Annotated in this window: 11 protein-coding genes; 6 read left to right on the forward strand and 5 right to left on the reverse strand. The window is 70.6% G+C overall.

The window, feature by feature from the left end; translation table 11 throughout:
- Nucleotides 1-146: 146 nt before the first annotated feature.
- Together coaE and ACFU9P_RS11365 are read left to right on the forward strand one after the other, a co-directional pair.
- Nucleotides 147-752: a dephospho-CoA kinase gene (gene coaE / locus ACFU9P_RS11360; protein ID WP_376375211.1), complete on the forward strand. Its 606-nt coding sequence runs from the start codon at nucleotides 147-149 to the stop codon at nucleotides 750-752.
- A gap of 131 nt (nucleotides 753-883) precedes the next feature.
- Nucleotides 884-1,270, forward strand: a complete 387-nt coding sequence (locus ACFU9P_RS11365) for a tetratricopeptide repeat protein (RefSeq protein WP_376375214.1) — start codon at nucleotides 884-886, stop codon at nucleotides 1,268-1,270.
- Between the two features lie 127 nt (nucleotides 1,271-1,397).
- On the opposite strand, the gene ACFU9P_RS11370 is transcribed toward ACFU9P_RS11365, so the two are convergent.
- Together ACFU9P_RS11370 and ACFU9P_RS11375 are read right to left on the reverse strand one after the other, a co-directional pair.
- Nucleotides 1,398-1,727: a DUF6343 family protein gene (locus ACFU9P_RS11370; RefSeq protein WP_384078774.1), complete on the reverse strand. Its 330-nt coding sequence runs from the start codon at nucleotides 1,725-1,727 to the stop codon at nucleotides 1,398-1,400.
- A 104-nt stretch (nucleotides 1,728-1,831) separates the two neighbouring features.
- Nucleotides 1,832-2,173, reverse strand: coding sequence for a hypothetical protein (locus tag ACFU9P_RS11375; RefSeq protein WP_376375220.1), 342 nt, complete (start codon nucleotides 2,171-2,173; stop codon nucleotides 1,832-1,834).
- Nucleotides 2,174-2,367: 194 nt separating this feature from the next.
- Between ACFU9P_RS11375 and ACFU9P_RS11380 the strand changes: the two genes are divergently transcribed.
- From ACFU9P_RS11380 to ACFU9P_RS11395, 4 genes are all read left to right on the forward strand, one after another.
- On the forward strand, nucleotides 2,368-3,426 hold the full coding sequence (locus ACFU9P_RS11380; protein WP_384078776.1) for a slipin family protein: 1,059 nt from the start codon (nucleotides 2,368-2,370) through the stop codon (nucleotides 3,424-3,426).
- A 388-nt stretch (nucleotides 3,427-3,814) separates the two neighbouring features.
- Nucleotides 3,815-6,709 (forward strand): DEAD/DEAH box helicase, encoded by a 2,895-nt coding sequence (locus ACFU9P_RS11385; RefSeq protein WP_384078779.1) that lies wholly within the window; start codon nucleotides 3,815-3,817, stop codon nucleotides 6,707-6,709.
- Nucleotides 6,706-8,025, forward strand: coding sequence for an SWIM zinc finger family protein (locus ACFU9P_RS11390; protein WP_384078782.1), 1,320 nt, complete (start codon nucleotides 6,706-6,708; stop codon nucleotides 8,023-8,025). The genes ACFU9P_RS11385 and ACFU9P_RS11390 overlap by 4 nt, the downstream gene beginning before the upstream one ends.
- Nucleotides 8,026-8,082: 57 nt before the next feature.
- Nucleotides 8,083-8,514 carry a hypothetical protein gene (locus ACFU9P_RS11395; RefSeq protein WP_384078785.1) on the forward strand — a complete coding sequence of 144 codons (432 nt, stop codon included), beginning with the start codon at nucleotides 8,083-8,085 and terminating at the stop codon, nucleotides 8,512-8,514.
- Nucleotides 8,515-8,568: 54 nt separating this feature from the next.
- Here the strand turns inward: ACFU9P_RS11395 and ACFU9P_RS11400 are convergent, their stop codons facing one another.
- From ACFU9P_RS11400 to ACFU9P_RS11410, 3 genes are all read right to left on the reverse strand, one after another.
- Nucleotides 8,569-10,455, reverse strand: a complete 1,887-nt coding sequence (locus ACFU9P_RS11400) for a DNA/RNA helicase domain-containing protein (RefSeq protein WP_376375235.1) — start codon at nucleotides 10,453-10,455, stop codon at nucleotides 8,569-8,571.
- A gap of 204 nt (nucleotides 10,456-10,659) precedes the next feature.
- Nucleotides 10,660-10,860 (reverse strand): hypothetical protein, encoded by a 201-nt coding sequence (locus tag ACFU9P_RS11405; protein WP_376375238.1) that lies wholly within the window; start codon nucleotides 10,858-10,860, stop codon nucleotides 10,660-10,662.
- A gap of 551 nt (nucleotides 10,861-11,411) precedes the next feature.
- Nucleotides 11,412-12,545: a S1 family peptidase gene (locus ACFU9P_RS11410; RefSeq protein WP_376375363.1), complete on the reverse strand. Its 1,134-nt coding sequence runs from the start codon at nucleotides 12,543-12,545 to the stop codon at nucleotides 11,412-11,414.
- Between the last annotated feature and the right edge of the window lie 25 nt (nucleotides 12,546-12,570).

The following is a 12,570-nucleotide window of genomic DNA, read 5'->3' on the forward strand; positions in this document are numbered from 1 at the left end:
TTTTCGGGGGTCCGTGTGCGTGTTTTCCGTCCCGAGTGCTTCCGGCCGTACGGTGTCCAGCCCGCCTGCTGGGGCCGTGCGGCCGCTCGGCGTCCCGGCGGGGGTCCGGGCCGGGTGACATCCGGGTGACGGCCTAGGCTGGGCGCATGCTGAGGCTGGGACTGACGGGTGGGATCGGTGCGGGCAAGAGCGAAGTCTCACGCCTGCTGACCGGTTACGGAGCGGTGCTGATCGATTCCGACCGGATCGCACGCGAAGTGGTGGAGCCGGGGACGCCCGGACTGGCGGCGGTAGTCGCCGAGTTCGGGCCGGAGGTGCTCACCGGGGAAGGGCGTCTGGACCGGCCCAAGCTCGGCGGGATCGTCTTCGCCGACCAGGACCGGCTGCGGGCGCTGAACGCGATCGTGCATCCGCTGGTCCGCGCGCGCTCGGCCGAACTGGAGGCGGCGGCCGGCCCTGACGCGATCGTGGTGCACGATGTGCCGCTGCTCGTCGAGAACGGGCTGCAGGGGCTGTACGACCTGGTGGTGGTCGTGGACGCCTCGCCCGAGACCCAGCTCGACCGGCTCGTACGGCAGCGAGGGATGGCGGAGCCGGAGGCGCGCGACCGGATGGCCGCGCAGGCGACCCGCGAGGAGCGCCGGGCGGTCGCGGATGTCGTCATCGACAACGACGGCCCGCTGGAACGGCTGGAACCGCAGGTGCGCGAGGTCTGGGAGAAACTGACCGAACGCGCGGCGGCCGGCCGCTGATCACGGGCGGGTGGCGTGCGGCGGGCGGGACGTCGACGACACGCCCGAGGGGGCGCCGCGGAGCGCCGGAGTTGAACCGGGGTGTGAAAGCGCCCGGAGTTGAAAGCGCACAGCCAGGGAAGGATGCGACCGTGCCCGAGAGCCCGGAGACCCACATCATCGACTATCGCGCGGCCGAGCATCTGCTGGCCGCGCGGGATCCGCGCGGGGCCGTGAAGCTGCTCGACTCGGTCATCGCCGCCCACCCGGAGAACACCGCGGCGCGGCTGCTGCGCGCCCGGGCGTTCTTCGCGGCGGCGCAGTTGCGTCCCGCCGAGCTGGAATTCGAACTGGTCCTGGAGCGCGAGCCGGACAACGCGTTCGCGCACTTCGCCCTGGCCCGGACGTTCCAGCGCTCGGGCAGGCCCGAGCTGGCGAAACGACACTTCCGGCTGGCGGCTGCGCTGGATCCGAAGCCGGAGTATGTGAAGGCCGCGCAGTTCGAATCCGGCGGCCAGGGCGGCGAGGGCGAGGCGTAGCCGACTCGGGGCGGGGCGGCTGGTCGTACGGTGCGCCGAGACGCTGATCGTACGAAAGGCCGGGCGGCTGGTCGTACAGGACGGTGAGCCGCTGATCATACGGGCGCCGGCGCGTGGGGCGTACGGCCTACGGGTGGTGCGCGCCGTGCCGGGTCCGGTCGCTCTCGTCGCGATGGGCGCCGTCGACCCAGTGCCAGCCGTCGCCCTGGTCGGGTTCGTACGGCGGGACGTCCCGCCCGGGCTGGTAGTGCGGCCCCTGGCGGATATGGCGTATCACCAGCACCAGGTCCGTCACCACGATCAGGAAGATCACCCCGCATGCGATCGCCCAGCCCGTCCGCCCGGCGAGCGCGAACAGACCGGTCCCGAGGCCGGTCCAGATCAGGCCCCAAACACTCAGCCAGAACCGCATCCGCAGCGGGCTGCGCGCGGTGACCGGCTCACTTCCGGTGCGCATGACTCCCGCACCTCCCAACCGGTGGGCGTACCGCCTCCCCTCCAGTGTGTACCCGTGACCCGGTGCCAGCGCCGTGGGCCGCCGCGGCTCAGCCGACGACTGTGTCAGTGGACGACGGTGAAGCTGAGCCAGGGGCGGGAGCCGGGAGCGATCACATTGGACAGGGTGGTCGCGACATAGGTGATCCCGTCAGGGGTGCAGTCCGGTGTCCGGTACAGGACGAGATCGACGAGCGTGTTGTTCGTGAGTTCCACGGCCCCGGGCGACGACAGCCGGTGACACCCCCTGACCAGGGGGTTCGACACCTGGACCCGGTGGTGCTGCTCGGTGTTGTACGTGATGACGCCCACCGCGTTCCGGCCGAGGCCGGAACAGCCCGCGAGGGAGAGTGACAGGAGCGCCGCCCCGAGGGCGATGCCGAGGCGCCGGTGATCGGTCACGGACATGGGCGGTCCTCTGTCTGTGCTGGCTCTCGCCTGGCCTGTGCCGGCTCTCTCCCGCCGGCCACACTGCCCTGCTGGCCACACTGCCGGATCCGCGCACCGGCGGCACGGGATAGGCGGCCGATCGGGGCTACCGGCGGCTACGGGCAAGGCATACCGTGTTATTAGCACCTCGCTCCGGCGTCAGGGGGCCCATCATGGTCCAGGAACTGGTCATAGCGGTCATAGCGGCGGCGTGCGGCTTGGGGATGTACGGCATGGCCGCCGCCCGGGTCATCAAGCAGTACGAGCGGGGCGTGGTCCTGCGGCTGGGCCAGCTCCGTGAGGGTGTCCGGGGGCCCGGATTCACGATGATCGTCCCGTTCGTCGACAGACTGCACAAGGTCAATATGCAGATCGTGACGATGCCCGTACCGGCGCAGGACGGCATCACGCGGGACAACGTCACCGTGCGCGTGGACGCGGTGATCTACTTCAAGGTCGTAGACGCGGCGGACGCCGTGATCCGTGTTGAGGACTACCGTTTCGCGGTCTCGCAGATGGCACAGACGTCCTTGCGGTCGATCATCGGGAAGAGCGATCTGGACGATCTGCTGTCCAACCGCGAGAAGCTGAACCAGGGCCTGGAGCTGATGATCGACAGCCCGGCGATCGGCTGGGGCGTACAGATCGACCGGGTCGAGATCAAGGATGTGTCGCTGCCGGAGACCATGAAGCGCTCGATGGCGCGGCAGGCGGAGGCGGACCGTGAGCGGCGGGCCCGGGTGATCAACGCGGACGCGGAGCTCCAGGCGTCGAAGAAGCTCGCCGAGGCGGCCAAGCAGATGTCCGAGCAGCCCGCCGCGCTGCAGTTGCGGCTGCTGCAGACCGTGGTGGCGGTGGCCGCCGAGAAGAACTCGACACTGGTCCTGCCCTTCCCGGTGGAGCTGCTGCGTTTCCTCGAACGCGCCACGCCGGCCGAGGCGGCACGGGCGGTGAAGACGGTTTCGGGCGCGATCGGGACTGATGCGGGCGGGGCCGGTAAGGGTGCTGCTGGTGAGGGCGCTGGTGCTGGTGCCGCCGCTGGTGTCGGTACGGGTACTGCGGGCGGTTCCGACAGCTCGGGTGGCTCGGACGGCGTGGCCGGTTCGTCGGGTTCCGGTTCGGCTTCGGCTTCGGGCTCGGCTTCGGGTTCCGGTTCGGGTTCGGGGTCGGGTGAGGCGGCTCCGCGGCAGAAGCCCGTGCCGACACCCAGTCCCGCGTCCGACCCGCTCTGACGCTCCGCGCTCCGTCCGCGCTCCGGCCCGGCGTATCTGCCCGTACCGCCCATATGCTTCCCCGTACACCCCTGAGCTGCGGAAACGCCGCTCAGGGGACCGTTGTCAGACCCCCCGCCTAGACTCGCAGAGGTAATCGGATCCAGGTCCTGTCTGCCACATCCCGCCTGGCTCGCGACGCCTGGCACGCACGCTCGCTGCGTTGTCGGAGTCGCTCAAGTACGTCCAGTACGAGAGCGATCCTCCGCCTTGCGATCGCACGCACCGGACGCCGTGGGCCCCGCCCTTCGGGCGGACGGCGCTATGTGGCAGACAGGACCTGGGCGGGAAGGAGTCGACGGCTGTGGAGCAATTCACGCATACCTTGGCGCAACCGGCCGTGCTTGCCATGCCCGCGTCCACGGCCGCCGGGCTCGCGGAGACCGCCGGACTCACGCGCTGCGCGGTCGTCTTTCTGCCCGCGGGACTGCCGCGCGAGGGGCGGGTCGCCTTCTGGAGTCCGGAGGGGGAGCCGCCCGGCACGACGGCGGAGCTGACGGTCGTACGGAGCGATGGCGACGGCGGCGTACGGACGAGTACCGTCCCCGCGGTGCTGCTGCCTGTCGTCGAGGCCGTTCCCCTGCTGATCCGTGCCCGGCGCGACAAGGCGGCCCATCCCGCCGCCGCCTGCTGGGGTGCCGCCGCGCTCCATGCCCTCCGGCTCGCCGCGCGCGGCAGACTGCTTCCCGGCCTCACCGCGTCCGACCACGACGCCTGGCGGGCGGGCCCGCTCGACGCCGATGACATCGCGCAGTTGAGAGCCATCGCTGCGGCCATGCCTCCCGAGGCGCACGCGGTGCCGTTTCCCGGCCCCGGGCCGCTCCAATTGCCGGACCCCGAAGCCCTGGTGAGGGCGTTCCTGGACGCGGTGGCCGACTCGCTGCCCCGTACTCCCGCGGCGGCGTACGCGGCGGGAGCGCCGTTCGCCGCGCGTGCGGCACAGCATCTCCCGGGCGCCAGGACCTGGGCGGCGGAGGCGGCGGCCGGGATGGACGCGGGGGTACGGGTCTCGCTGCGGCTCGATCTCTCCGCGTACGAGATGTTCGATCACTCCGGACCGGGCGCGGGCGCGGGGGAGGGGGAGGGAGCCGGTGACGCCGGTGTGGTACGACGGGCCGGGGCCGCCCTCGTCCAGGTCCACAGCCTGGCCGACCCGACCCTGGTCATCGACGCGGCCGGACTCTGGGCCGGCGCCGGCGACGAGAGCTTCGGCCCGCGCGCCCGGATCGACGCGATGCTCGCGCTCCGTCGCGCGGCGCGCGTCTGGACCCCGCTCGCCCGGCTGCTGGAGCTGGACGTACCCGACGCGCTGTCCCTCTCCGAGGACGAGCTGTACGAACTGCTCGGCCCGGCGGCCACCCGGCTCGCGGCGGCGGGCGTCGCCGTCCACTGGCCCCGGGAGCTGGCCCGTACGCTCACGGCTGCCGCGGTCGTACGGCCATCGGCCCCCGGCTCGGCCACGGACGGCACACCATTCTTCGACAGCGAGGAACTGCTCGCGTTCAACTGGCAGTTGGCGCTCGACGGCGATCCCCTCAGCGAGCGGGAGATGGACGAGCTGGCCGAGGCGCACCGCCCGATCGTGCGGCTGCGCGACCAGTGGGTGGTCGTCGATCCGGCGCTCGTCCGCAAGGCACGCAAACGCCAACTGGGCCTGCTGGAGCCGGTCGACGCGCTCGCGGTCGCCCTCACCGGGACCGCCGAGGTGGACGGCGAGACGGTGGAGGCGGTCCCGACGGGCGCGCTGGCGGCCCTGCGCGACCGGCTCACCGGCGAGCACGCCACCGTCCCTCAGCCACCGGCCCTCGCCGCCACCCTCCGCGACTACCAGCTCCGCGGGCTCGCCTGGCTGGATCTGATGACCTCGCTCGGCCTCGGCGGCTGCCTCGCGGACGACATGGGCCTCGGCAAGACGGTCACGGTCATCGCGCTCCATCTGCACCGGGCCCGCACCGCACCCACCCTGGTGGTCTGCCCCGCCTCGCTCCTCGGCAACTGGCAGCGCGAGATCAACCGCTTCGCGCCCGGAGTCCCCGTGCACCGCTTCCACGGCGCCGGGCGCACCCTCGACGAGGTCGCGGGCGGCTTCGTCCTCACCACCTACGGCACGATGCGCGGCAGCGCCGAAACGCTCGCCGGGCACACCTGGGGGATGGTCGTCGCCGACGAGGCGCAGCATGTCAAGAATCCGTTCTCGTCCACCGCCAAGGCGCTCCGTACGATCCCGTCGCCCGCGCGGATCGCGCTGACCGGCACCCCCGTGGAGAACAACCTCTCGGAGCTGTGGGCGCTGCTCGACTGGACCACCCCCGGTCTGCTCGGCCCGCTCAAGGCGTTCCGCTCCCGCCACGCCCGGATTGTGGAGAACGCCGAGAACGCGAAGAGCGCGGGCATCAAGGACGTCGAGAACGCCGAGGCGGTGGAGCGTCTGTCCCGGCTGGTACGGCCGTTCCTGCTGCGCAGAAAGAAGTCTGACCCCGGCATCGTGCCCGAGCTGCCGCCCAAGACCGAGAGCGATCACCCCGTCGCCCTCACCCGGGAACAGGCCTCGCTCTACGAGGCGGTCGTGCGGGAGACGATGGCGGCCGTCGAGGCGGCGCAAGGCATCGCGCGCCGGGGCCTCGTCATGAAGCTGCTCACCTCGCTCAAGCAGATCTGCAACCACCCCGCGCAGTATCTGAAGGAGGACGGGGCCCGGCTGGCCGGCCGCTCCGGCAAGCTCGCCCTTCTCGACGAGCTGCTGGACACGATTCTCACGGAGGACGGTTCGACCGGTTCGGTCCTGGTCTTCACGCAGTACGTCACGATGGCGCGGCTGCTCTCCGCCCATCTCACCTTCCGCGCCGTCCCGTCCCAGCTTCTGCACGGCGGTACGCCCGTGGCGGAGCGGGACAGGATGGTGGACCGGTTCCAGTCCGGCGAGATCCCGGTCTTCGTCCTCTCCCTCAAGGCCGCGGGCACCGGCCTCAATCTGACCAGGGCCGGCCATGTCGTCCACTTCGACCGCTGGTGGAACCCGGCGGTGGAGGAGCAGGCGACGGACCGCGCGTACCGCATCGGCCAGACCCAGCCCGTCCAGGTCCACCGGCTGATCGCGGAGGGCACGGTCGAGGACCGGATCGCCGAGATGCTGGCGTCCAAACGGGCCCTGGCCGACGCGGTGCTCGGCTCCGGCGAGGCGGCCCTGACCGAGCTGACCGACCGTGAGCTGACCGACCTGGTCTCGCTGCGGAGGCTGTCATGACGACTCCGTACACCCCGGGCAGCCCGAGCACGTCGCGTGGCCCGAGCGGCTCCCGCGCCGGGCGCGCTGCCCGTACGGCACGGCCACCGCGCCACGACGACCACCGCCGTACGTTCCCGGCGCTGCCGCCCAGACCCGGCGGGGAGGGCGACTTCGCCCTGACCTGGTGGGGCAACGCCTGGGTGGAGTCCATGGAGGACTCCGCGCTCGACCCGGCCCGCCTCCAGCGCGGCCGTGCCTACGCGGGCAGGGGACTCGTCGACGCGATCACCGTCACGCCCGGCCGGGTCATGGCGTATGTGCACGGCTCACGGCCGCGGCCGTACCGCGCGGAGATCCGCCTCCGCACGCTCGACGAGACCGGCTGGGAGGATCTGCTCGACGCCGCGGCGGCCCGTCCCGACCACATCGCGGCCCTGCTGGACAAGGAGATGCCGCATGCCCTCGCCGCGACGGCCGACCTGCTGCCGTCGGCGGGCGATCTCACCCCGGACTGCTCGTGCCCGGACGACGGTTACCCGTGCAAGCACGCCGCCGCTCTCTGCTATCAGACGGCGCACCTGCTCGACCAGGACCCCTTCGTCCTGTTCCTGATGCGCGGCCGGGGCGAGAGCGAGATCCTCGCCGACCTGACCCGGCGCAACGCCGCACGCTCCGCGGCGGAACGGACCTTGGCGCCGCCGCCCATGCCCATGGTCCCGGCCGCCACCGTGCTCGCTCCCCGGGCCCTCCCGGCACTGCCCCCGCCGTTTCCCGCGCCCGCGCAGCCGGGCCGCCCGCCGGTCTATCCGCAGACGCCCGGCGCACCCGACCCGCTCGCGCTCGACCTCCTCGCAGGCGAAGCGGCATCCCGCGCGCACACACTCCTCACCACCGGTCTCGACCCGGTCGGAGCACTGACCCCGTGGCAGGACGCGGTACGGCTGGCCGCCGCCCACCCCGGTTCCGGACTCACCGCCTCCACCCGCGCCCTCTACCGCGATCTGGCCGCCGCCCTCGACCGCACCCCCACCGAACTGGCACGCGCCGTTGCCGCCTGGCGCCAGGGCGGCCTCGCGGGACTCGCCGTACTGGAAGAGCCCTGGGATCCGCCCGCGGGCCCCTTCGACCGGGCGCGCCCGGCCCTGGCCGCCGCGGACTTCCCGCAGTTCCGCCCCTGGCGCAACCAGCTCTCCACCCCCTCGCTCCAGCTCCGCTTCGGCCGCGACGGCCTCTGGTACGGATACGAGTCGGACCGCGACCGCGAGGACTGGTGGCCACGCGGCACCCCCGACACGGACCCGGTCGGCGCGCTCACCGCGCTCCTGGGCAGGTGACCGCTAGGCTTGTTTCTCCATATCGATCAGCATCGATCAGCGGTCCAAGGGGGTTCGGTGGAAGCCGAGTTGGTGGCACTGGCGACAGCGGGGGCGACGACGATCGTCCAGCAGATGGCGACGGACGGCTGGACGCGGGTACGCGACCGGGTCGTCGCGTTCTTCGCGGCCCGGGGCGCGGCCTCCCCGGAATCGGTCGAAGCCGACCTGGAGACAACACGGGCCGAACTGACCACGGCCCAGCAGGACGGCGACGAGGCGGCAACCGAGGACCTCGAAGCCGAATGGCGCACCCGCCTCCGCCGCACCCTCCGCGCCAACCCCGAGGCCGCAGCCGAACTGCGCACGCTCGTGGACGAGTTGACCCCGACCGCCCCCGCCCAGCAGACGGGCGACGTCCACAACACGATCAGCGGCGGCACCTACCACGCCCCGGTCATCCAGGTCGGCAACATGACCGGCGGGCCGCGCACCGGCGGCCAGGGCTGAGTTCCTGCTTGATGCGGGCGCCGCTGGTCGCGGAACGCACTCAGCGGATCCGTGTCACACGGAAATCGCGTCCCGCACCACGTCCTGAACGAGTTCGCGCAATTTCGCCCGGGTCTCCGCGTCGGTCGAATAGATGACAGTCCCGACCATTCCCCGTGTCAGCAGCACCTTGTAGGTGTTGCGGATCAGCCGGTTCACCTCGTGGTCGGGCGTCGACTTCTTGAAAACCGGGTCCTTCGAAGCCGTACGGTCGATGACCCAGTGATCGTTCCGCCACACCAGATCCGGTCCGATGATGACGCCGCTCCAGTCGTACTCGAAGCCCTGGGCGGTGTAGACGCAGCCGACCTGCCCGAAGCCGGCCGGGTCCGTGGCCCAGAGCGCGGCCGGGGGTGCGCCTTCGACCGCTCGGTCGCCGTAGACATTCCACGGCCTGGCCCAGTCACCGATCACGACATCCGCGGGAAGCGCCTGCCCCGGAGCGGTCTTGGTCGTCCACTTCCAGCAGTAACCGGCGGACATTCGTGCGCTGTACCCCTCCGCGCGCCGGTCTTCGAGGAACTCCTCCATCTCATAGGGGCTCTCCGCCACCATGAGCTGCATCTTCGAGTCCGGCTCCCAGCGCCTTGAGCCGCCCTCCTCCAGCCCCAGAAGGCGCAGCACCCATTGCAGATACCCGTCGCTGCCGCCACAGCGGAACTGACCGTCGAGCTCCACCACCGTGCAGCTAAGCCCCTTGGCAGCGGCCGCATCCCTGATCTCCTTCACCGAACCCATCTCACCGGGGCGTACGACCTGGTGCCCATCGAGCAGGAAGACCGGTACCCGAGCGGCGTCGATCAGCTCTGCCACCTGTGCCTTGTCGGTTCGGTTGGCGGCCGGCGTGTAGCGGTTGGCCGATGTCATCCGCATACGGTGCGCTTCGTCGCAGATCAGTACGTCCAGCGCGTTGCGCTCCGCGGTCATGAAGCTGTTGAAGTACTTGAAGAGTTCCTGGACTTCACGTTTCCGTGCGCCCGCGACCCTCCGCATGGTCTTGGTGAAGGACGCGGAGCCGGTTGCGTGCAGCGCGGAGCGCCCCTGGCGGTACAGCTCACCCAGCAGGGACAGCGCGATGACACTCTTTCCACTGCCTGGTCCGCCGGCGACGACGATGACCTGTTTGTGGTCGGACTGCCGTGAATTCCGGACGGCCCTCAGAACCAGTTCGTAGGCCAGTTGCTGCTCACTCAGCAAGCGGAACTGTTCCCGTGCCCGGATCTCGTCCGCGGCGACGGCGATGAGCTGGGTGGACGGTTTGATCTTTCCGGCCTGGAGTTCGTCCGCAGCGAGAGAGCCGGATTCCGGTGCGAGGCGCTCCTGAAGGAAGGTGATGAACTTGCCTCGCTTGTCGCCCGTGAAGAACCGGCCCCGCTCGCTCTGGCCTGCGACATCCAATGAGCCGGCCCCGAACTCCGTCGCATTGTGCAGGTACGCGGCGCCGCTGATCCGGTGTTCCTTCTTGTCGAGCGCTCCGTTGAACTGGGCGAGGTAGTCGCAGTATCCCCGGACCTGCTCGATCGGATTGAGTTTGGGGCGCCCGCTCATCCCGGCGACATGACACAGATTCGGGGCGTCCTCCTCAGGGTAGGCCTCGGTCCACTGCTTCAGTTCGACGACCACGTACGACGGTTCACGGGTCGTTGGATGGACCCCGGCGAGTACTGCGTCCGCCCGCTTGCTGGTGAGTGGAAGCGTGTACTCCAGCATGATCTCGACGTCGCCCAGTCCTGCCTCCAGCAGCGCGTTCACCAGGGCGGGAAGAGAGTGTTTCCATGAACGGATCTCGCCCGGGCCGGGCTTGTGTCCGTGGAGGTAGGAGAACCGGTCCACCATATGGAAATACAGTGCTTCCGACTGAATCTCCGCAGCGACGGAAGCGACGGATTCACGGATCAGCAAGGAGAGCCCCCGGGCAGCACGTAGTGGCTGGAGCGGGTGGGGGCGTGTCCCTTGTCCGTACGAGCGGAGCCCGTCAGAAGCGGAAGCCCGGCGGGCCGCATCAATGTCGCCGTCAACTCTAGCCTGGTCATTCGATGTGGTTTCTGCCTCTCGGGGCGAGGGCCGGTGTCCAGTGGCACAAGGCCCTCGCCCAGGCCGGTAGATCTACTTACTGCGCCACCAAGGGCGCAGAAAATGACGGAACATGGTGGCCAGCGCCCCGATGATCTGTGGTCGGTCGGCCGAGCGGCTGTTCCGGAGCGCGGAACCGGCGATCTTGCCGATCGTGATGCAGACGAAAGCGCAGCAGGCCATTACCGCGGTCGCGGTGACACACCACGCGAGAACGATGTAGTCGGACAGCACAGCAGTCCCTTCGGACGCCCAAGCCGTCACACGAGGGAGAAACGATTCCCCGTGATCCAGACACAGCCGTCGGGTGAGGAGGTCGGATCAGGCGGAGAAGGTACGGGCAGGAGACGGCGGCACTATGCGGCCCCTGCGGCCTGAATGCTGTCCGAATGCCGACGGCTCGGAAAGGCGAGTGGACCTCGCGTGGTGGCCGTCGGGAGGGAGGGAAGACACGTGTGTGCTCCTGATGTAGGCGGAGAGCTTGTCCCTGTGTGGGAAGCCCGTTGATGCCGGAGATCGACCCAGAACTATACGTGGCTGCTGTGCCTATGACAACAAGCGCCCTGGGTTTGATCGGAAGCCTTCGTCGCGCAAGGCTTTTGTGATCGAAACGGCGCTGTATATGCCGTCCATGGCCCCCGGTCCACTGGGGCGGCCATGGTTGTCGGCGCGCCTGTTCGGCGTTGGCGGAGGGCTGCGGCGGACAACTGAGGCCTGCCGCGGCAGTGGCGTGGCTCCGGAGCGGAGCCCCTCGCCGCGGCAGGCCTCGGTCGTGGGGCCTGAGGTCAGGCCGTGTGGAGGGTCAGGCCGTAGCGGCTCAGGATTTCGTTGACCGGCTGGTACCACGTCTCGCCGCCGGTGGAGCAGTTGCCCCAGCCGCCCGAGGTGACGCCCTGGGCCTGGTCGCCGCTGATGAACGAGCCGCCCGAGTCGCCGCCCTCGGCGCAGACGCTCGTCTTGGTCATCTGGTGGACGGCGCCCTGGGCGTAGTTGACGGTCTCGTTCTTCGCCAGCACATTGCCGCAGCGCCAGTGGGTCGTGGAGCCGGAGCGGCAGATCGAGGCGCCGATCGGGGCCTCGTTGGAGCCGCGGACCAACTGGTCGGAGACGCTGCCCCAGCCGAGGACGACCGGGACGGTCCACCAGCCGCTGCCGACGTTCACCCACGCGTAGTCGTTGTCCGGGAAGGACGACCCCTGGAAGTTGCCGATGTACGAGCCGTCCCAGCCGCTCACGCCGGCGCCGGCCTGGCCGCAGTGGCCGGCCGTGACGAAGCCGCCGTAGACGGAGAAGCCGATGGAACAGCGGACGTTGCCCGTGTAGTACGGGTCGCCGCCGACGGTTCCCGCGGCGAAGGTCTGCGGGGCCTTCGCGGTCTCCACGACCGTGACCGGGCCGGCCTGCCGGGCGCGGGCGACAAACGCCGCGACATCGTTGTCGTTCTTCTCGGCGGCGACGACGTTCACCACGACCTTGTTGGCCTTGGGGTCGACATGCCAGCTCGCGACACCGGCCGGCGCGTCGAGCGCGTCGATGGCCGCCTTCGCCGCGTCGAGCTGCCGCGCGCTGTGCTTCACCAGACGTACGGTCGCGCCGGTCGCCCGCACGGCGTCGGCCTTCCCGGCGCTGGTGACGGCGACGGTCAGCGTGCCGCTGTCCGGGTTGAACCAGGAGCCGCCGTACGCCGCGCCCGCCGCGCGCCGTGCCTTGCCGTCCACGGCTGTCGCGGTCTTCTCCGCCGCGATCCGCGCCACGGCCTGGCTCTTCGTCAGGCCGAGGTCCTTCTGCATCGCGGTGAGCAGACCGGCGGAGGCCGGGGCTTCGGTGGTGGTCGGGGCGGGGGCGGCGGCCGCGGGAACCAGGCCGGCGGTGGCCCAGGTGCCGAGGACGAGGAGGGCGGACAGGCCGGTGCGTATCACTGTCGAGCGTCTCAAGGGATTGGCC

Origin of the sequence: Streptomyces sp. NPDC057617 (assembly GCF_042800555.1) — a bacterium.
Lineage (GTDB): Bacteria > Actinomycetota > Actinomycetes > Streptomycetales > Streptomycetaceae > Streptomyces.